Genomic DNA, 21,748 nt, shown 5'->3' with positions numbered 1-21,748 from the left:
GATTAAACAAATAAAACAATTAAACATAAAAGATGAAAGAATTAAGCGTAAATCATTTGTTAGGAATAAAATATATCAATGAGAATGATATTAACCTAATTTTTGAAACAGCCGACCATTTTAAAGAAGTCATTAACCGACCAATTAAAAAAGTTCCTTCGTTGCGAGATATTACTATTGCCAATATATTTTTTGAAAATAGTACCAGAACAAAACTTTCATTCGAATTAGCACAAAAAAGATTATCGGCCGACGTTATTAGTTTTTCGGCAGCACAATCATCGGTTAAAAAAGGAGAAACACTTATCGATACGGTAAATAATATTCTTTCGATGAAAGTGGATATGGTCGTAATGCGTCATGCCAATCCTGGAGCAGCTTACTTTTTATCCAAGAATGTAAAAGCAAGTATTGTAAATGCAGGAGATGGAGCACACGAACACCCAACACAAGCATTACTAGATAGTTATTCTATTAGAGAAAGACTAGGAGATGTAGCAGGAAAGAAAGTTGTAATTGTAGGTGATATTCTGCACTCTAGAGTAGCGTTATCTAATATTTATGCTTTGAAAATGCAAGGTGCTGAGGTAAAAGTATGTGGTCCAAAAACATTAATTCCCAGATATATTGAATCATTGGGAGTTACAGTAGAACCTAATTTACGTAAAGCATTAGAATGGTGTGATGTAGCAAATATGTTACGTGTGCAGAACGAAAGAATGGATGTGAACTTTTTCCCTTCTACAAGAGAATATTCACAACAATATGGTGTAGATAAAGCGTTATTAGATTCTTTGAACAAAGAAATTGTAATCATGCATCCCGGACCAATAAACAGGGGAGTAGAGATAACATCTGAAGTAGCCGACTCTGAACATTCGGTTATTTTAAATCAAGTCGAAAATGGAGTAGCTGTTCGTATGGCGGTTATTTATCTTTTGGCTTCAAAAATCCAATAAATTCCAAAAAGAAACTACCTTCGTTGTTCCAAAGAGGTATTTAGGGATTAATGAATGTAAAGCAAGAGAAAAAATGAAAGTAGATCAAAAAGGACATACAACAATAATTAAAGATACTCAGGGAGATTTTACTTCTTTTCTGGAGAAAATAACACAGCAGTTTAAAACCTTCGGAAATCACAATATTATTATCGATTTATTAGCGCATAAAGATTTAACCATAAACGATATCAAATTATTATTACCTCTTTCTAAACAACAAAAAAAAGCCAAAAAATCTTTTGCTATTGTTGTTTCTGATATAGATTATAATGCCGTTCCAGATGCATTAATTGTTGTTCCTTCAGTTTTAGAGGCGCATGATATTATTGAAATGGACGAAATAGAAAGAGATTTAGGATTTTAAATACTGAACGAATCTTAAAATTTTAGATATATATATTAATATAAAATATGGGTTAGTTGTTTATTTGTTTAACTGTTTAGTCGATTTATTTTGATGTTTTATTCTTGAACGATTAAACGATTTTACCCAATAAACAAATAAACAAAATTGAAGTTAACAATATTAGGCTGTTATGCCGCAACTCCAAGAACTTTTACTAATCCTACTTCGCAGGTATTAGAAATAAAAAACAGATTGTTTCTTATCGATTGTGGTGAAGGAACTCAGGTACAATTACGTAAAAACAAGATAAAATTCTCTAAGATAAATCACGTTTTTATTTCGCATTTGCATGGAGATCATTTCTTCGGGCTTATCGGGTTGATATCTACTTTTAGTCTTTTAGGACGTACTACCGATTTGCATATTCATGGTCCAAAAGGAATTAAAGAAATCATCTTACTACAATTAAAGTTATCGAGTTCATGGACAAACTATGGTTTGTACTTTCATGAATTAGTGTCTGATAAAAGCGAAGTTGTTTTTGAAGATCAAAAAGTTATTGTAACCACAATACCTCTAAATCATCGGGTTTATACAAATGGTTTTTTGTTTCAGGAGAAAAAAGACCCGCGTAAACTAGATGTAGATGCTGTTCAGCATTATAATATAGATACTTGTTATTATCAGAAAATTAAAAACGGAGGAGATATAAAGTTGGATGATGGTACAATTATCGCCAACGAAAAATTATCATTTGATCCTTTGCCTCCTAAGAGTTATGCATTTTGCTCTGATACTGTATATCATGAAGCTGTACTACCTATTATAAATAATGTAGATGTATTGTATCATGAAAGCACCTTCTTGCAATCGGAAGAAGCTTTGGCTTCAAAAACATTACATTCAACAGCCAAAGAAGCGGCTACAATTGCTTTAAAAGCCAATGCTAAACATTTGGTTCTGGGGCATTATTCTACCAGATACGAAAGTATCGAATTGTTTAGAGAAGAAGCCGAAACTATCTTTCCTAATGTATTATTAGGAGATGATGGAAAGAGTTTTGAATTTTAAATAATTGCAGAAAGCATTAAGCTCTAAGTTTTAGGCAATCTAATTAATGAGATTAATAATTCTAAAATTCTAAGAAGTCTAAAAGGTCTAGTAATCTAAGAAAGTCTAAGTAGTCTAACAATCTAAGAAAGTCTAAGATGTCTAATAATCTAAGTAATCTAAGAAAGTCTAACAATCTAAGTAGTCTAAAAGATCTAACAATCTAACTAATCTAAAAAAAAAATGAATGATCTAAGTAATTATAGAAAATCCTACGAGAAAAGTGAATTGCTGGAAAGTAATATTCCAGAAGATCCTATTAATCTTTTTAATAGATGGTTTCATGAAGTAGAAGACTTTGGTGGAGTTGATGAGGTAAATGCCATGACGGTTTCGACAATAGGATTGGATGGCTTTCCTAAATCGAGAGTTGTTTTATTGAAGAAATTCTCTGAAGAAGGTTTTATTTTTTATACCAATTATAATTCTGAAAAAGGAAAAGCAATACAGAATAATCCACATGTTTGTTTGTCTTTCTTTTGGCCAAGCTCAGAACGCCAGGTTATTATAAAAGGAATAGCAGCTAAAACATCTGAGTCAGTTTCGGATGGTTATTTCGATTCAAGACCTGACGGAAGTAAGTTAGGAGCAATTGTATCTCATCAAAGTGAAGTTATTCCATCAAGAACATTTCTAGAAGAGAACCTAAAAGAACTAGAGAAAGAATTTGAAGGAAAACCTATTCCCAGACCTAAACATTGGGGAGGTTTTCTTGTTACTCCTGTTGAGGTTGAATTTTGGCAAGGAAGACCAAATCGTTTGCATGACAGAATAAGATATGTTGCTCAAGATGATTACACTTGGAAGATTGAACGACTTTCGTCTTAAAAGTAAGAAAAATACATTATAAATAATTTTTATGATGTAGTTCGTCGATTTTTTTTGGTAGTTTAACGATAAAATATGTAGATTTAACTAATAATTAAAAAGAAGCATAATTTATTTAATACAATTTAAAGAGTTTGCCCCACAATCTACTTTAAGCTTAAACTACTAATATTTATGAAATTAAGAATTCATTTTTTATCGCTTTTGGTAATAGCGGCGCTTACCATGAATTCTTGTGCATCTGATTCGGTTGACTCAGTTTCAAATCCAGAATCAGGTGTTTCTTCTGAACTAGTTACCGATTATACTTATAATCAAACGGAGCTTGAAACAATGCAACTTATTAATGATTATAGAGTTAGTGTTGGATTAAATGCTTTAAAAACAATAAATCACGTTTCTTTTAAATCTGAACAGCATGATGATTACATGATTGCTCATGATGTAGTAAATCATGATGGTTTTGTAGATCGCTCAGAAAACATTATTAAAGTACTAGGAGCTAAAAAAGTAGGTGAGAATGTTGCCTACAATTATAATACACCACAAGCAGTATTAAAAGCGTGGTTAGAAAGCGAAGGTCATAAACAAAATATTGTAGGTGACTATACGCATTTTGGTATAGCAATAAAACAAGATCCAGAAAACGGAAGAAAATATTACACGAATATTTTCGCAAAAATATAATTGAATCTATTTTTTTTTACAGAAGAAAATGGAAGTAAAAAGACCCTTTTTATGTTACTGGTTTATTTAAGTTGAGGTTAATAGCCGTTATTTTAATTAATAACGGCTATTTAATTTGTAGTGGTAAAAAGCTGTCTTTATAGACAGCTTTTTTTTATGTCCTTAAGTTTGGATAAAAATAATTTACCGCAGAGAGCGCAAAGGCTTACACAAAGATTCGCAGAGTGTAATGAATAGCTTTGTGCTCTTTGCGTTAAAGTGAGAATGAAATAATTTACCGCAAAGAGCGCAAAGGCTTACACAAAGGTTCGCAGAGTTTAATGAATAGCTTTGCGATCCTTTGCGTTTTTTTACTTTGTGTACTTTGCGTTAAAATCGCATCGGGTTCAAAAGTTTGTAGAAAGACCAATATTATCTACAAATAAAAAACCAGTGAGGTTAATCTCACTGGTTTAGGAATTAATTATAAAACTAGGAATTGATTTTTATGATTGTAATCTGGTTTTGTTTATTGTTATAAAGCTAAAATTATAAACTCGCTTCGTCTGTTCATTTGATGCTCTGCTTCGGTACATTTTACTCCATCAGAACAACCATTTACAAGTTGGGTTTCTCCATAACCTTTTCCAGTTAATCTGTTTGGAGCAACACCGTTTTGAATCAACCATTTTATAGTCGATTTTGCTCTTCTGTCAGATAATGCTTCATTGTATTTATGGGAAGCTCTACTATCGGTATGAGAACGAATATCTAATTTCATTTTTGGATATTGGTTCATTACATCTAGAATTTTTTCTAAATCTAAGGCTGCTTCTCTGCGAATATTAGATTTATCCAAATCGAAATAAATCATTTTGATACCAAAACATTTTCCTAAATCATCACCAATTGTTACAACACAATCAGATTTTTCCAGCGCTATAGGTAAGTTTGTTCTTCCGTTTTCTTTAAGGATAATAACACTTTGTTCCTTGGTTGTATATTTTTCTTTTTCGGCTCTTACATTATAAACTAATCCACATTCTACAGGGAAAGTATAATTTCCGTTTTGATCAGAATAGCCTGTTGCAATTACCTTAAAGGCGCTAGAATATAAAGTCAGTTTTGTATTTGGTAACACAGCTCCAGTTGCTAAATCGGTAATAGTACCGTATAATTCCTGAACACATGCAAGTTTTCTTGTTTCAAGAAATTTATAGATATCATCAGATCCTTGTCCGCCATCTTTGTTAGATGTAAAAAAGCCTCTTCGTGATTTAGTATCGATTAAATAAGCAAAATCATCTTTAGGAGAATTAATATCAGAACCCAGGTTTTGGATATTGCTCACGCCACTATCATCTAGTTTTCCAACAAAAACATCTAGTCCTCCAAGTCCGGGATGACCATCCGAAGCAAAATAAATTTCATTCTCGTCTGTTATAAATGGGAATGTTTCTTTTCCTTCTGTATTTATTCCAGGGCCTAAATTTACAGGAGAGCTAAATCCTCCGTTATTATTAATGCTTACTTTATAGATATCCGATTGTCCAAATGTTCCCGGCATATCCGATGCAAAGTATAATGTTTTTTCGTCAGGGCTAAGTGCTGGATGTGCCGTACTATAATTATTGCTGTTAAAAGGGACTTCCATTATGTTAGTCCATTTGTCATTTTCTAGTGTGGCTTTGTATATTTTTATTAAGGTTATTTTGTTTTCATCTTTTCCCTTTTTTCCATCAATGTAATTGTTTCTTGTAAAATAAACAGTTTTTCCATCTTTTGTAAAAACAGGGGTAGACTCATGAAATTTAGAATTTATTTTAGACTTGAATTTTTTCGGTGCATTTGGATTAAAATCTTGATCTATATCTGACTGATATAGATTAGTGAAATGCTCACCAGTCCATTTGTGTTTACGTTGTCCTAAACCACCAGTATCTCTTGCCGAAGTAAATACTATTTTGTTTTGATAAAAAGTAGTTCCGTAATCAGAGTACTTACTATTTATTCCTGCATCCTCAATATTATAGCGTCCAGAGTTGGCTTTAATTTGGTCAAGATAATTTTTGTCGCTTTCATAGAGTTTACCACGAGTATCCTTTTTTGATTTCTGATTAAATAAATCAAGCATTTGGTTGGCTTTGGTATTATCTCCAGTAGATTTTAATGATTGCGCATATCGATAATAATACTCAGGTTCTACCTCGGTATTCATGGCAAATAACTCACCATACCATTTTGCAGCCTTATCAAATTCAGAGTTAAAGTAATAGGAGTTACCTAGTTTCTTAAACATATCTTCTGATTTGTATCCTTTTTCGGCTACACGTTCATAAGTCTTAATGGCATCTATATAGGCATAGTTGTCGTATTTTTTATCTCCAGAAGCAATCTTGCTCTGTTGTGAATAACTGTTTAAGGAAAAAACACTTACTATTGTTATGTAAAGGATTGTAAAATTTTTCATGTTGATCTATTTATTTGTTTTTTAAAGGAACATGGTATCGTTATTCTTCTTTGTTATTGGCTGTTTTTGAATCATTACCGATTTCATAATAAATAATTTTAGAAGAAACGTGGGGTTGTCATTTTACCATTGTTTTTGATAAATTCATAGCGCAAGAATATTTCGTGTGAACCAGAATTGTAATTGTTTAAGTTTGTGGTTTCACGGTCGTAGCCATATCCTATATATAATCCATCGCTAACCTGAAAACCAACCATTGCACTTAATGAAGCGCTCCATCTGTAAGCTACTCCAACTACAAATTTGTTGATGAACATAAAATTAGCCGAAACATCTACTTGTAGTGGTGCACCTTCTACCATTTTGGCAAGGACAGCAGGTTTAAACCTAATGTCTTGGTAGTAATCCAAATCAAATACATATCCTGCCATTAAATAATAATTTATTTTATCCTTATAAATTGCAATATCATTATCATTATAACGATTGGTTTCGATGAAGTTTGGCACTGATAAACCTATGTATGCTTTATCTGAATGAAGATAAACTCCGGCTCCGATATTTGGTTTAAAGACATTATCTAAATTCTGAAATTGTGGATCGCCTTGATCAGCTGGGTTTAATTTATTGACATCTAAATTGAATAAATTACCTGTGGCTTTAATACCAAAAGATAGTTTATAGTTGGGTGAAGTAGGTATAGTATAGGAGAGATCTACTGAGAAATTATTTTCGTTAGTAGGTCCAATCTTGTCATTAACCAATGATACTCCTAATCCTAGATTACTGTTATTAATTGGGGTATTTACCGAGAAACTACTAGTTTCGGGCGCACCATCAAGTCCGACCCATTGAGTACGGTATAAACCAAAAATACTTAGAGCTCCTCGTGACCCTGCGTAAGCTGGGTTGATATTTATGGTGTTGTACATGTATTGTGTAAATTGAGCATCTTGTTGAGCGTAACTTACTATAGCTGTAAACATCAAAACGAAAGAAAATAATTTTGTTCTCATAGTAGATATTTATTATTTTATTATTGCATTGGGTTCTTCTTGTTAATGATAAAAAAGTAGTAATACATTCGTATCTCAAAAAAAAGTTCTTTTTTAGTAAAACACTTCACTGATAACATAGCTGTTATATTATCAGTGAGTTGTGTTTCTTGTTTGTTATTTAGTTAGATATAAGAATCCATCTTTTTTATTCGTCTGAATTGCACCGTTTCCATCTATAGAAGTGTAATTTAGAATGTAAAAGTAAGTTCCTGTTGGAAGTCCATCTGATTGTTTTATGGTTGTTCTTCCTCTAGAAAATCCATCAAAAGCATTTGTTGTGTTATTATAATTTCTAGTTTCAAATACTAGTACTCCCCAACGGTTATATATTTCGACAGTATTGTCAGGATAACAGATTGTATCATCTATATTGTCGATAACAAATCGGGCATTCATGTTGTCCCCATTAGGAGAGAATGCATTATGTACCAGTATTGTTCCACAGGCTAATACTTTACAATCATCATTGATAGAAAGGTTTACAAATAAACTTCTAGGACAAGCCTCATCTTGTATTTGATACTCAAAAGAGTAGTTACCAACAGGAAGTCCAAAAGAAGTAACAATGTTACCATTTATAGCATTAGTATTATTAGTATCTATCCAAGTACCAACTGCTGTTGTACTTCTTGGTAATAAATTAAATAGGTTAACTGTAGATGAATCTGCATTACAAGCTTCACTATTAATAACTGCTGTTGGCGAAACTTCATTTTTAACTGTAATGGTTTGTACCAATAGAGTTTTATTACCTGCACAATCAGTTAAAGTATATGTTCTGGTCAAGATGTATGGACTACCTCCACAACCAGTTCCACCGTTATTAGAGTCGCTTACCGTTACATTTACAGTTTGACTACAGTTATCAGTAGCATCTGTTATTGCATTAGGATTCGCTACAGGAATGTCGGCTATACTTTGCAAGTTTGTAATATCAGCAGGAACAGTTCCTGTTGGTGGCGTAGTATCCTTAACTGTAATTACTTGTGTAAATGTGGTTGTATTACCAGAACAATCACTTGTTGTCCATTTACGAGTTAGTATATAATTTGTACTACATTCGTTTTCTATACCACTTTTTGTTTCAGTATAAACTACTGGTACATCAGCATTACAGTTGTCAGATGCAGTCATGTTTGCTGCTTGAGGAACTTTATCACATGATACCGTGATATCAGTAGGAAGCTCACCATTAAATGTTGGTTTCGTAGTATCTTCGATAGTTATCACTTGCGTGAAAGTATCGGTGATATTACTACAATTATCTTTTGCTACCCAACTGTTTGTATAAGTTCCTGCATTTGCACAAGACTCAGAAGCTACAAATTGTCCGCTAGTTTTTTCGATAGTCACATCGCTATCACAATTATCAGTTGCCACAGGAGCATTTGCTTGCGCAGAAGTTAATGCTGCGGTATCACTACATTGAATAGTTATATTAAGACTTCCAACTAAAGTAGTCCAAGTTGGTTTAGTAGTATCTTCGATAGTTATCACTTGCGTGAAAGTGTCCGAAGTATTACCACATTCATCTTTAACTGTCCAAGTATTAGTATATGTTCCGGCACTAGCACATGAGGTAGAAGCTATAAACTGTCCGCTAGTTTTAACGATATTAGTCACATCACTATCACAATTATCGGTAGCAACAGGAGCATTCGCTTGAGCGGAAGTTAATCCAGCAGCATCACTACATTGAATAGTTATATCTAAGCTTCCAGCCTGAGTTGTCCAAGTAGGTTTCGTAGTATCTTCGATAGTTATCACTTGCGTGAAAGTGTCCGAAGTATTACCACATTCATCTTTAACCGTCCAGGTATTAGTATATGTTCCAGAGTTACCACAAGACTCAGAAGCTACAAATTGACCGCTAGTTTTAACGATATTAGTTACATCGCTATCACAATTATCAGTTGCAGTAGGAGCATTCGCTTGAGCGGAAGTTAATCCAGCAGCATCACTACATTGGATAGTTATATCTAAGCTTCCAGCTTGAGTAGTCCAAGTTGGTTTCGTAGTATCTTCAATAGTTATCACTTGCGTGAAAGTATCGGAAGTATTACCACATTCATCTTTAACCGTCCAAGTGTTAGTATACGTTCCAGAGTTACCACAAGACTCAGAAGCAATAAACTGTCCGCTAGTTTTAACGATATTAGTTATATCGCTATCACAATTATCGGTTGCAGTAGGAGCATTCGCTTGAGCGGAAGTTAATCCAGCAGCATCACTACATTGGATAGTTATATCTAAGCTTCCAGCTTGAGTAGTCCAAGTTGGTTTACTAGTATCTTCGATAGTTATCACTTGCGTGAAAGAGTCTGAAGTATTACCACATTCATCTTTAACCGTCCAAGTGTTAGTATATGTTCCGGCATTTGCACATGAAGTAGAAGCAACGAATTGTCCGCTAACTTTAACGATATTAGTTACATCGCTATCACAATTATCAGTTGCAGTAGGAGCATTCGCTTGAGCGGAAGTTAATCCAGCAGCATCACTACATTGGATAGTTATATCTAAGCTTCCAGCCTGAGTAGTCCAAGTTGGTTTACTAGTATCTTCGATAGTTATCACTTGCGTGAAAGTGTCCGAAGTATTACCACATTCATCTTTAACTGTCCAAGTATTAGTATATGTTCCGGCACTAGCACATGAAGTAGAAGCAACGAATTGTCCACTAACTTTAACGATATTAGTCACATCGCTATCACAATTATCAGTTGCAACAGGAGCATTCGCTTGCGCAGTAGTTAATCCAGCAGCATCACTACATTGGATAGTTATATCTAAGCTTCCAGTTTGAGTAGTCCAAGTTGGTTTAGTAGTATCTTCGATAGTTATCACTTGCGTGAAAGCATCAGTAATATTACCACAATCATCTTTGGCAACCCAAGTGTTAGTATACGTTCCGGCATTAGCACATGAAGTAGAAGCTACAAACAGACCGCTAGTTTTTGTATAAGTAACTATCGAACAATTTGCAGTAGCAGTTGGTGCTTGATTTTGCGCAGTTGTTAATCCTGCAGCATCACTACATTGCAATGTAACATCTAATGTTCCTGCTTGAGTAATCCAAGTTGGGATAGCAGTATCCTGAACAGTAATTACTTGAGTAAATACAGTTGAGGTATTATTACAAACATCTTTTGCTGTCCAAGTATTGGTGTAAGTTCCTGTGCTTCCGCAATTACCTCCTTGAAATTGACCACTTACTTTAGTATAAGTTACCGTTCCGCCGCAATTATCAGTTGCTACAGGAGCATTCGCTTGAGCTGCATTTAACCCTGCAGTATCACTACATTGTAGTGTTACATCAAGAGATGCAGGAGCAGTTGTCCATGTAGGAGCCGTTGTATCTTGAATTGTAATTGTTTGAGTAAATACAGTTGATACATTATTACAGACATCGGTAGCTTTCCAAGTATTAGTATAAGTTCCAGAATTTGCACAAGTTCCAGCTACAAAAGCACCAGAAATTTTAGTATACGTTACCGTTCCACCACAATTATCTGTCGCCACAGGAGCATTCGCTTGCGCAGCAGTTAATCCTGAAGTGTCACTACATTGTAAAGTTACATTAAGTGCAGTAGGAGCTGTTGTCCAAGTAGGAACCGTTGTATCTTGTATTGTAATTGTTTGAGTAAATACAGTAGAAACATTGTTACAAACATCAGTTGCTTTCCAAGTATTGGTATATGTTCCAGAGTTTGCACAAGTTCCAGCTACAAAAGCACCTGAGATTTTAGTATACGTTACCGTTCCACCACAATTATCGGTTGCAACAGGAGCATTCGCTTGAGCTGCAGTTAATCCTGCGGTATCGCTACACTGTAAAGTTACATTAAGTGCAGTAGGAGCCGTTGTCCAAGTAGGAACCGTTGTATCTTGTATTGTAATTGTTTGAGTAAATACAGTTGACACATTATTACAAACATCAGTTGCTTTCCAAGCATTAGTATAAGTTCCAGAGTTTGCACAAGTTCCAGCAACAAAAGCACCTGAGATTTTAGTATACGTTACCGTTCCACCACAATTATCGGTTGCAACAGGAGCATTCGCTTGAGCTGCAGTTAATCCTGCGGTATCGCTACACTGTAAAGTTACATTAAGTGCAGTAGGAGCCGTTGTCCAGGTCGGAACTGTAGTATCTTGTATTGTAATTGTTTGAGTAAATACAGTTGATACATTGTTACAAACATCGGTAGCTTTCCAAGTATTGGTATATGTTCCAGAGTTTGCACAAGTTCCAGCAACAAAAGCACCACTTACTTTGGTATACGTTACTGTTCCGCCACAATTATCAGTTGCCACAGGAGCATTAGCTTGTGCGGCAGTTAATCCTGCGGTATCGCTACATTGTAAAGTTACATTAAGAGCCGTTGGAGCCGTTGTCCAAGTAGGAACAGTTGTATCTTGTATTGTAATTGTTTGAGTAAATACAGTTGACACATTATTACAAACATCAGTTGCTTTCCAAGTATTAGTATAAGTTCCAGAGTTTGCACAAGTTCCAGCAACAAAAGCACCACTTACTTTAGTATACGTTACCGTTCCGCCACAATTATCAGTTGCCACAGGGCTTTGATTTTGTGCAGTAGTTAATCCTGCAGTATCGCTACATTGTAAAGTTACATTAAGTGCAGTTGGAGCCGTTGTCCAAGTCGGAACCGTTGTATCTAGAATTGTAATTGTTTGAGTAAATACAGTTGATACATTAGTACAAACATCGGTAGCTTTCCAAGTATTAGTATATGTTCCAGAGTTTGCACAAGTTCCGGCAACAAAAGCACCACTTACTTTAGTATACGTTACCGTTCCGCCACAATTATCAGTTGCCACAGGAGCATTCGCTTGCGCAGCAGTTAATCCTGCAGTATCGCTACATTGTAAAGTTACATTAAGCGCAGTTGGAGCCGTTGTCCAAGTAGGAACAGTTGTATCTTGTATTGTAATTGTTTGAGTAAATACAGTTGACACATTATTACAAACATCAGTTGCTTTCCAAGTATTAGTATAAGTTCCAGAGTTTGCACAAGTTCCAGCAACAAAAGCACCACTTACTTTAGTATACGTTACCGTTCCGCCACAATTATCAGTTGCCACAGGGCTTTGATTTTGTGCAGTAGTTAATCCTGCAGTATCGCTACATTGTAAAGTTACATTAAGTGCAGTTGGAGCCGTTGTCCAAGTCGGAACCGTTGTATCTTGAATTGTAATTGTTTGAGTAAATACAGTTGATACATTAGTACAAACATCGGTAGCTTTCCAAGTATTAGTATATGTTCCAGAGTTTGCACAAGTTCCGGCAACAAAAGCACCACTTACTTTAGTATACGTTACCGTTCCGCCACAATTATCAGTTGCCACAGGAGCATTCGCTTGCGCAGCAGTTAATCCTGCAGTATCGCTACATTGTAAAGTTACATTAAGCGCAGTTGGAGCCGTTGTCCAAGTAGGAACTGTTGTGTCTTGTATTGTAATTGTTTGAGTAAATACAGTAGATACATTATTACAAACATCAGTTGCTTTCCAAGTATTGGTATAAGTTCCAGAGTTTGCACAAGTTCCAGCTACAAAAGCACCACTTACTTTGGTATACGTTACTGTTCCGCCACAATTATCAGTTGCCACAGGAGCATTAGCTTGTGCAGCAGTTAATCCTGCGGTATCGCTACATTGTAAAGTTACATTAAGTGCAGTAGGAGCCGTTGTCCAAGTAGGAACTGTTGTATCTTGAATTGTAATTGTTTGAGTAAATACAGCTGATACATTATTACAAACATCGGTAGCTTTCCAAGTATTGGTATATGTTCCAGAGTTTGCACAAGTTCCAGCTACAAAAGCACCAGAGATTTTAGTATACGTTACCGTTCCACCACAATTATCGGTTGCTACAGGAGCATTCGCTTGCGCTGCAGTTAATCCTGCAGTATCGCTACATTGTAAAGTTACATTAAGCGCAGTTGGAGCCGTTGTCCAAGTCGGAACCGTTGTATCTTGAATTGTAATTGTTTGAGTAAATACAGTTGATACATTAGTACAAACATCGGTAGCTTTCCAAGTATTAGTATATGTTCCAGAGTTTGCACAAGTTCCAGCAACAAAAGCACCACTTACTTTAGTATACGTTACCGTTCCGCCACAATTATCAGTTGCCACAGGAGCATTCGCTTGAGCAGCAGTTAATCCTGCAGTATCGCTACATTGTAAAGTTACATTAAGCGCAGTTGGAGCCGTTGTCCAAGTTGGTGGAGTTGTATCTTGAATTGTAATTGTTTGAGTAAATACAGTAGACTCATTAGTACAAGCATCAGTCGCTTTCCAAGTATTAGTATATGTTCCAGAGTTTACACAAGTTCCAGCAACAAAAGCACCACTTACTTTAGTATACGTTACAGCAGAACAAGCATCAGTTGCCACAGGAGCATTCGCTTGCACAGCTGTTAATCCTGCAGTATCACTACATTGTAAAGTTACATTAAGCGCAGTTGGAGCTGTTGTCCAAGTTGGTGGAGTTGTATCTACAACATTAATAGTTTGGCTTACAGGAAGAGATGTGTTATTACAAGCATCTTTTGCAGTCCATGTTCTAGTTATAGAATAAGTTCCAGGACATGATCCAGGAGTATTTACGTCTGCAAAAGTAAGAGAACTTACCGTACCACTATCATCAGTGGCAGTTGCAGTTGCAAATACAGGAGTTTGAGGACAGTTAATAGTCGAAGGAAGAGGTAGCGGATTAACTATTGGTTTAGTAGAATCCCCACTATTGATGGTTACAGAAAGTTGTTGTTGACATCCATTAGCATCAGTCACAGTTACAATGTAAGCACCAGAAAGAATGTTCGTTAAATCTTGTGTTGTCGAAGCAAACGGATTTCCATCTTTTGTCCAACTATAAGTATAAGCACCAGTACCGCCAGTTACAGCTATATCTATTGCACCAGTTGCATCATTATTACATAATACATTGGTTTTAGATGTTAAAGTAACAGCTAAGGCAGCTGCAGGTTGCGTAATTGCAATAGTTAGAACTGCTTTACAACCATTTGCATCTGTTGCAGTAACTTCATAAGAACCAACAGTTAAGCCAGTTAAATTTTGAGTAGTTGCATAAGCGCTTCCATTTTTCTTCCATGAATATGTATAAGGCGCAACACCACCAGTAGCATTATTAAGAGTGATTGCTCCGGTAGAAGCTCCAAAACATTTTACATTTACATGCGATGCAACAGCTTCAGTTACTACAACGTTACTTACTGTTACAACAACAGGTTTTGTATCAGAACAACCTGAGGTAAGGTTTTTTCCTTTAATGTAATAAGTCCCAGCAGTTGCCGCAGTAGGAGTATTGTAAGGAATGGTAGCCGCAGCATCTAGCCAATATGTGTATGTTAACCCAGCAGTACTACCCGCCGTAACAGCAGGTGCAGTAAGGTTTACCGTATTAGGGAAGCATACTGGAGCAGGATTTGTAATTACTAAAGTATTTGTTGCAAAACTTTTTGCTTTTAAAAATACACCTGCATCATAAAGTTGATCAGATGCATCGGCAATAGCCATTTTTATTTTATAGGTTTGTCCAGGAGTAACTGCATAAGTAGCAGTAAGAACAGTAGTTGATCCATCGTATTCCATAATCGTAGCACCCGGTGCATTATTTACATAATACGATGCATTTTTAGCAGGAAAAGAAACATTGTTTACATTAGTTCCTGCAGAGTGAATGTTGTTTATGGTTACCGCATCATTATTTGGTAATTGCGCAAGATTTACTGCATTATTAGTATATGGACCTGTGATTCCAGGGCCACTTAAGAAAAAACCGAAAGCATCATTAAAGTCAGTATTAACATATTCAAGATACTCTTCTGAAGCAAATACAAACTGAAATTCAACAAGATTTCCATCAGGAACAAAATTAAATTCAAGGATAGCTGCATCATGCATTGTTTCACCAGAAATGTTTGTTAAGTCTGGATCACTTGCATTATTAACCATCGCATCTGATTTGTTTGTGTAGGTATTAGGCCCCATTGCAGAATTTATCTTTCCAGTTGCAATTAAAAGACCTTCATCAATTGGGAAAGTCGAAGTTCCTTTACTGTAATATCCTAATTGTCTATCACCAGCAGTCCCAGACCAAACATGATCATTCCAGTTCCAGTTATTTCCACTTCTTTGGTAATAACCAAATCTAACGTTGCTCACAATCAAACAGCCGGAAGTTAATATGTTTCTTACTAACTGATCAGGATTATATCCATTGTTTCCAGCAGCTGGATTAGCAACATCAATAGATCCTGCTACCGCTAATGCTTGTACGGCATCTGCATTTACTTTTACAGCATCTGCACTTAAAAGAGCACTTTTTTTGGCAGTGAATTTATTTTGGTAAGGCGTATTCCCAATTCTAATCGGAATATTTTTTTCTTGAGCGAATAAACCGGAAGAAAAAAAGAATAATCCTAAAATAGTTAATAAAGTAATTTTTTTCATAATCTTTAATTTCAAAAATTAATAGTTTCTCTAAAGTGATATCCTACGTGTAATTTTATTTAAATATAATTTTGGTGCGTTTAGGAATTAAGATCCTTTAAATAGATTTTTTGTGTTTGGGTTTTCCTTTTTCTTGCCTTCATATATTTAACTTTATGTTTTGTGAAATTTTTAATTTTTTAACATAATCAAAGTTATATAGTCTATTTTTAATTGATTTTTTTTTCCTGTAAATGACTCAAATACTCGTTGAAAAGACATTTTTGACCTAAAAAGAGGCAAAAAAGACGTTTAAATTTTGCGATTTTTATTTTTTTTAGAAGCAATTTTTGTCAAAATCTTGATGCGAAATAAAATTTTATTATTTTATAAATAATTGATTATCAGTTATTTATGTGTTTTAAATTTTTATTTGAAACATCGATGAAATACATTTATCATAGATTAAGTACATGTTTTTCTTGTAAAAAAGGGAGAGATGTTTTTTAAAAGTTAATTCTTTATGAATTTTGTAATTGACCAAATGGGATGCTAAAATTTCTATGATCTTTTTTTAAGAATTTTTTAAGATTATTTTTTGTCATAAATAATTCACCACAATAAATTAGAAATATAAAAATTGAACAAAAGAGATGACCTTATAGAATTCTTTTGTAAATTGTAGCTAAATTTTCAAAGCTGTTTTTGCGATTTAATCATAAAAGATTCTTCTTTTTTTGAATTTGTAGCGATTAAAAGAGGGGGCAAATACAGTAAAAAACCAAAAGCTTAAATTCCATATAAACAAATAGTATCCGTAATATGAAAAATTTAATATTGATCAGACATGCAAAATCAAGTTGGGAAGCTCCTCTAAAAGATTTTGACAGACCTTTAGTAAAAAAAGGAATTCATGATGCTCATGACGTTTCAGCTAGTATTTCAAAGTTTCTACCTAAGACCTATTTGATATGGAGCAGTACAGCTGCTAGAGCTGTAGAAACAGCACTTATTTTTGCACAAAATATTTCATACCCTATAGAAAGTATCATTTATAAGGATGAACTTTATACATTTGATGAGAAACATTTGGAAAAGGTTATCAAATCATGTAATAATGCTTTCGAAAGTGTTATTCTTTTCGGACATAACGAGGCTATTACAAATTTTGTTAATAAATTTGGGGATGTTTTTATCGACAATGTTCCCACATCAGGTTTTGTATCATTACAGTTTGATACAGAAAGTTGGGACAAATTAGATAAAGGCAGAACTCTCAAAACTATTTTCCCCAAAGATTTAAAATGAATACAGTGTACGAACAAAAATATATAGACCGCGAAAAAAGTTGGTTGGCATTTAATGCAAGAGTATTACAGGAAGCAGCCGATATTACAGTACCACTTTTAGACAGATTACGTTTTTTAGGAATTTTTTCGAATAATTTAGATGAATTTTTTAGAGTTCGTTATGCAGCCATCCGAAGATTAAGTCTTTCAGGGATTTCTGGCGAAAAATATTTAGGAGGAATATCAGCTCAACAATTGGTAAAAGATATTACCGAGATTGTGATCCAGCAACAATCCGAGAGTTTGAGGATATTAAGTAATATAGAGACCGAACTAGAAACGGAGAATATCTTTATAATTACCGAAAATGAAATTACAAAAGATCAGGAAGAGTTCTTAAAGAATTTTTTTATTGAAAAATTAAGTCCAGAACTTGTTACAATTATATTAAATGATTTAGCCGAATTTCCCGTTTTAAAAGATACATTGGGATATTTAGCAGTGCGCTTAGAGATGAATCATACTGCAGAAGTGCGATATGCAGTAATCGAAATACCTAAAACCATCAATCGATTTGTAGTTTTACCTTCGCATGACGATAAACATTATATTATCTTGATAGATGATGTTATCCGACACAATCTAAGTAGCATTTTTACCATTTTTGATTATAAAAGTGTTTCGGCGCACATGATAAAAATTACTCGTGATGCCCAATTAGATATCGATAGTGATTTGAGTAAAAGTATGCTCGAAAAAATTGCAACATCGGTTAAAGATAGACGAATAGGAGAACCAGTTCGTTTTATTTATGACCAATTGATAGAACCAGATACGCTGCAGTTTTTTCTGGAAAAAATGAAAATCATCTCTACAGATAGTATTATTCCTGGAGGAAGATATCATAACCGACGTGATTACATGAATTTTCCTAATCTAGGAAGATACGATTTGCTATACAAAACAAATGTACCATTGCCAATTCCGGGATTGAGCATGGAAGGAAGTATTTTGCAGAAAATTGGTAAAAAAGATTATTTGCTAAATGCGCCGTATCAATCATTTTCGTACGTAACAAAGTTTTTACGTGAGGCAGCTTTAGATCCAAAAGTTACATCAATTAAGATAACATTATATCGTCTGGCAAAGAATTCCCAAATCATTAGTTCATTAATTAATGCAGCCAAAAACGGGAAAAAAGTTATCGTACAAATAGAGTTGCAAGCTCGATTTGATGAAGCTTCGAATATTTCTTATGCAGAGCAAATGCAAACAGAAGGAATAGAGCTTATTTTTGGAATAAAAGGATTAAAGGTACACAGTAAAATATGTGTAATCGAAAGAGTTGATGAAGGTAAAACCAAAAGATATGGATTTATTTCGACTGGAAATTTCAATGAATCAACGGCTAAAATTTATACCGATGTAACATTATTTACAAGTCATCAGCAAATTCTAAAAGACATATCTAAGATATTTGAATTCTTTGATATCAATTACAGAGTACACCGTTACAAGCATTTAATAGTATCGCCACATTATACAAGGTCTAAATTTGTAAAATTAATCGATAGAGAGATTCTACATGCTTTGGCTGGACGTAAAACCTATATAAAGCTTAAAATGAATAGTTTATCAGATTTTAAAATGATAGATAAGCTATACGAAGCGAGTAATGCAGGAGTAAAAATACAATTACAAGTAAGAGGGATTTGTTCTTTGATTCCGGGAATTCCGGGAATGAGTGAGAATATCGAAGCGATAAGCATAGTCGATAATTACTTAGAACATTCTCGAGTTTATATTTTTGGAAATGCAGGATTGACAGAAGTGTATATTTCTTCAGCCGATTTTATGACCAGAAATCTAGATGGAAGAGTTGAGGTAACTTGTCCAATTTATGATCAGGCAATAAAAAATGAGTTAATAGATAACTTTAATATTGCTTGGAAAGGGAATGTAAAAGTGCGTTTTCATTCTTATAAACTGGATAATAAATACAAAGCGAGAAATCACCACGCCATATTTAGAGCACAATTAGAAACATACAAATATTACCAAAACAAAGTAAATGCTATAGAAGAAGTTGTGTAAAACTTAATAAACACAACCTTAATATATCAAGATACTTAATTTCAAATCATAAGCGAGAATGATTAAAATAAAAAAATATGGAGCAATCGATATTGGATCAAATGCCATGCGATTGTTGATTGTCAATGTGGTAGAACAAGAGGGAAAGGAACCTCAATTTAATAAAAGTTCCCTTGTGCGTGTGCCAATTCGTTTAGGACAAGATGCCTTTACAGTTGGAGAAATATCTGAAGAAAATATTGAAAGAATGTGCGATGCAATGAAAGCATTCAATCTTTTAATGAAAGTACATAAAGTAGAACGTTATATGGCATTTGCTACATCGGCAATGAGAGAAGCCTATAATGGAAAAGAAGTGGTGGCAATTATCAAGAAAAAAGCTGATATAAAAATTGAAATAATAGATGGAAAAAAAGAAGCTGCCATTATTGCTTCTACAGATTTACATCATTTATTAAAAACAGATCAGACGTATCTTTTTGTAGATGTTGGAGGAGGAAGTACAGAGTTTACATTATTCTCTAACGGGAAAATGGTAACTTCAAGATCATTTAAAGCAGGAACAGTACGTTTATTAAACGGAATGGTATGCGATGTAGTTTGGGATGAAATAGAAAAATGGATCAAAACAAATACAGAAGAATACGAAGAAGTAACTCTTATAGGTTCTGGAGGAAATATCAATAAGTTGTTTAAAATGTCGGGGAAACAACAAGAAAAGCCATTGTCATATATTTATGTGAATTCACAATATGCTTTCTTAAATTCTCTAAGTTACGACCAAAGAATAGCCGAATTAGGACTCAACCCCGATCGTGCCGATGTTATCATTCCTGCAACAAGAATTTATCTTAATGCAATGAAATGGAGTGGAGCAAGACAAATTTATGTTCCAAAAATAGGTCTTTCTGATGGTATTGTAAAAGCAATGTATTACGGTAAGATATAACTAGTAAAAATTAACCCGTTGAACGAAATTAATTTTAACACATAGAAACATAGAATTTGCATTCTTTAAAAAGGCATTCCATTTATTTAAAATAAACATAGCTATCTATGTGAAAGAAATGTATTTCTGTTTGAGTTCTTTTTTAGGTATAAGTCCTATGTTTCTATGTGGTGATTTTTTTTTATTAACTACAACTACGAGTTGTACTATTTAATACTATATGAATAAAACGAGATTAGAGGCTTTTAGTGATGGTGTTTTGGCAATTATAATTACCATAATGGTTCTTGAAATTAAAGTTCCCCACGGAGAAAGTTTTAAGGATTTAATGCCTCTTTTTTCTAAATTTATCAGTTATATTTTAAGTTTTATCTATATCGGTATTTACTGGAATAATCATCATTATTTGCTACACGGACTCACCAAGGTCAATGCTAAAATTCTTTGGGCAAATTTGCATTTACTTTTTTGGCTTTCATTAGTTCCTGTTTCTACAGGCTGGATGGGAGAGCATAATTTTGCCAAACCTGCAATGACTTTGTATGGTTTTACATTGCTATTGTCTGCAATTGCTTATGTTATTTTGCAAAAGATTATTGTTTCGAGCGAAGGTAAAAATTCGGCTTTAGCCAAAACATTAGGTAAAGATTTAAAAGGAAAAGCTTCTATGGTTTTGTATGCTATAGGAATCATTAGTTCTTTTTATAACGAATGGATTTCTGGAGCTTGTTATTTTATAGTAGCATTATTATGGTTGATTCCAGATAAAAGAATCGAAAATATTTTTATCTCAGCCGAAAAAGCAATCGATTCATAAAACCTCACAATTCTTTCCGCTTTACTTTACCCATAATAAAACATAATGAAATCAATATTTCAATCTCTTCAGATTTTACCTTCGGATGAATTAGACAAATTAGATGGTTTAATTACCAAGAGGAAATTAAAAAAAGGAGATTTTTTAATTCAGGAAAGTCAAATATCCAAAGAGATAGTTCTGATAAAATCAGGTGCTTTGCGCTCTTTTTATATCAATAACGAAGGAGAAGAAATCACAAACTGCATTACATTCGAGAATGAATTTATGTCTGCTTTTGCTAGTTTTATTACCCAAAAACCAACCGAAGAGAATATTCAGGCATTATTTGATACTGAACTAGAAGTGATAAGTCATGCCAGTATTGAACACCTTTATGAGAATAGTATATATTGGCAAAAAGTAGGGCGAATAATAGCTGAAATGCAATATATAAACTTAGAACAACGCATTTTATCTTTTCAAAAACTAACAGGAAAAGAGCGATACGAAACACTTTTTAAAAATCATCCTAACTATATTCAGCTAATTCCGTTACAATATTTAGCTTCGTTTTTAGGGGTTACACCAAGGCATTTAAGCCGAATTAGAAAAGCTATTTTATAGGACATTTGTCTAGTTACTGAGAGGTATTACGTC

Annotated in this window: 13 protein-coding genes; 10 read left to right on the top strand and 3 right to left on the bottom strand. The window is 34.0% G+C overall.

The annotated features are described in order from the left end of the window. The first annotated feature begins 32 nt into the window (after positions 1–32). From SHI72_RS16605 to SHI72_RS16585, 5 genes are all read left to right on the top strand, one after another. Positions 33–959, top strand: a complete 927-nt coding sequence (locus SHI72_RS16605; protein WP_039112741.1) for an aspartate carbamoyltransferase catalytic subunit — start codon at positions 33–35, stop codon at positions 957–959. Positions 960–1,032: 73 nt separating this feature from the next. Further along, on the top strand, positions 1,033–1,365 hold the full coding sequence (locus tag SHI72_RS16600; RefSeq protein WP_039120358.1) for a hypothetical protein: 333 nt from the start codon (positions 1,033–1,035) through the stop codon (positions 1,363–1,365). Between the two features lie 147 nt (positions 1,366–1,512). Continuing rightward, positions 1,513–2,418, top strand: coding sequence for a ribonuclease Z (locus SHI72_RS16595; protein ID WP_323490737.1), 906 nt, complete (start codon positions 1,513–1,515; stop codon positions 2,416–2,418). Between the two features lie 222 nt (positions 2,419–2,640). Beyond that, on the top strand, positions 2,641–3,285 hold the full coding sequence (pdxH, locus tag SHI72_RS16590; RefSeq protein WP_323490736.1) for a pyridoxamine 5'-phosphate oxidase: 645 nt from the start codon (positions 2,641–2,643) through the stop codon (positions 3,283–3,285). A 174-nt stretch (positions 3,286–3,459) separates the two neighbouring features. After that, complete coding sequence (locus SHI72_RS16585; protein ID WP_039120355.1) at positions 3,460–3,972, top strand: CAP domain-containing protein; 513 nt, start codon at positions 3,460–3,462, stop codon at positions 3,970–3,972. Positions 3,973–4,486: 514 nt separating this feature from the next. On the opposite strand, the gene SHI72_RS16580 is transcribed toward SHI72_RS16585, so the two are convergent. The 3 genes from SHI72_RS16580 to SHI72_RS16570 all read right to left on the bottom strand — a co-directional run bounded on the left by SHI72_RS16580 (position 4,487) and on the right by SHI72_RS16570 (position 15,981). Continuing rightward, on the bottom strand, positions 4,487–6,421 hold the full coding sequence (locus tag SHI72_RS16580) for an OmpA family protein (RefSeq protein ID WP_323490735.1): 1,935 nt from the start codon (positions 6,419–6,421) through the stop codon (positions 4,487–4,489). 98 nt (positions 6,422–6,519) lie between these two features. Continuing rightward, entirely contained in the window at positions 6,520–7,437 is a 918-nt protein-coding gene (locus SHI72_RS16575) for a type IX secretion system membrane protein PorP/SprF (protein ID WP_039120353.1), read from the bottom strand. 156 nt (positions 7,438–7,593) lie between these two features. Further along, entirely contained in the window at positions 7,594–15,981 is an 8,388-nt protein-coding gene (locus tag SHI72_RS16570) for a choice-of-anchor L domain-containing protein (RefSeq protein ID WP_323490734.1), read from the bottom strand. 801 nt (positions 15,982–16,782) lie between these two features. Between SHI72_RS16570 and SHI72_RS16565 the strand changes: the two genes are divergently transcribed. The 5 genes from SHI72_RS16565 to SHI72_RS16545 all read left to right on the top strand — a co-directional run bounded on the left by SHI72_RS16565 (position 16,783) and on the right by SHI72_RS16545 (position 21,715). Beyond that, positions 16,783–17,268: a SixA phosphatase family protein gene (locus SHI72_RS16565; protein WP_039116346.1), complete on the top strand. Its 486-nt coding sequence runs from the start codon at positions 16,783–16,785 to the stop codon at positions 17,266–17,268. Beyond that, on the top strand, positions 17,265–19,343 hold the full coding sequence (gene ppk1, locus SHI72_RS16560) for a polyphosphate kinase 1 (RefSeq protein ID WP_117615868.1): 2,079 nt from the start codon (positions 17,265–17,267) through the stop codon (positions 19,341–19,343). Before SHI72_RS16565 ends, ppk1 begins: the two co-directional genes overlap by 4 nt. Before the next feature lie 58 nt (positions 19,344–19,401). Then, complete coding sequence (locus tag SHI72_RS16555) at positions 19,402–20,292, top strand: Ppx/GppA phosphatase family protein (protein WP_039116347.1); 891 nt, start codon at positions 19,402–19,404, stop codon at positions 20,290–20,292. Between the two features lie 220 nt (positions 20,293–20,512). Then, complete coding sequence (locus SHI72_RS16550; protein ID WP_086896184.1) at positions 20,513–21,109, top strand: TMEM175 family protein; 597 nt, start codon at positions 20,513–20,515, stop codon at positions 21,107–21,109. A 45-nt stretch (positions 21,110–21,154) separates the two neighbouring features. Beyond that, positions 21,155–21,715 (top strand): Crp/Fnr family transcriptional regulator, encoded by a 561-nt coding sequence (locus SHI72_RS16545; protein ID WP_039119304.1) that lies wholly within the window; start codon positions 21,155–21,157, stop codon positions 21,713–21,715. Positions 21,716–21,748 lie beyond the last annotated feature (33 nt).

Source organism: Flavobacterium sp. PL02, from assembly GCF_035013205.1.
GTDB lineage: Bacteria > Bacteroidota > Bacteroidia > Flavobacteriales > Flavobacteriaceae > Flavobacterium.
The sequence above is the reverse complement of the archived record's forward strand: the minus strand, read 5'-3'. Positions and strand labels throughout refer to the sequence as shown.

Coding starts and splice junctions, on each gene's coding strand:
- SHI72_RS16605 (WP_039112741.1), top strand. CDS start 33: ATGAAAGAATTAAGCGTAAATCATTTGTTAGGAATAAAATATATCAAT.
- SHI72_RS16600 (WP_039120358.1), top strand. CDS start 1,033: ATGAAAGTAGATCAAAAAGGACATACAACAATAATTAAAGATACTCAG.
- pdxH (WP_323490736.1), top strand. CDS start 2,641: ATGAATGATCTAAGTAATTATAGAAAATCCTACGAGAAAAGTGAATTG.
- SHI72_RS16585 (WP_039120355.1), top strand. CDS start 3,460: ATGAAATTAAGAATTCATTTTTTATCGCTTTTGGTAATAGCGGCGCTT.
- SHI72_RS16580 (WP_323490735.1), bottom strand. CDS start 6,421: ATGAAAAATTTTACAATCCTTTACATAACAATAGTAAGTGTTTTTTCC.
- SHI72_RS16575 (WP_039120353.1), bottom strand. CDS start 7,437: ATGAGAACAAAATTATTTTCTTTCGTTTTGATGTTTACAGCTATAGTA.
- SHI72_RS16570 (WP_323490734.1), bottom strand. CDS start 15,981: ATGAAAAAAATTACTTTATTAACTATTTTAGGATTATTCTTTTTTTCT.
- SHI72_RS16565 (WP_039116346.1), top strand. CDS start 16,783: ATGAAAAATTTAATATTGATCAGACATGCAAAATCAAGTTGGGAAGCT.
- ppk1 (WP_117615868.1), top strand. CDS start 17,265: ATGAATACAGTGTACGAACAAAAATATATAGACCGCGAAAAAAGTTGG.
- SHI72_RS16555 (WP_039116347.1), top strand. CDS start 19,402: ATGATTAAAATAAAAAAATATGGAGCAATCGATATTGGATCAAATGCC.
- SHI72_RS16550 (WP_086896184.1), top strand. CDS start 20,513: ATGAATAAAACGAGATTAGAGGCTTTTAGTGATGGTGTTTTGGCAATT.
- SHI72_RS16545 (WP_039119304.1), top strand. CDS start 21,155: ATGAAATCAATATTTCAATCTCTTCAGATTTTACCTTCGGATGAATTA.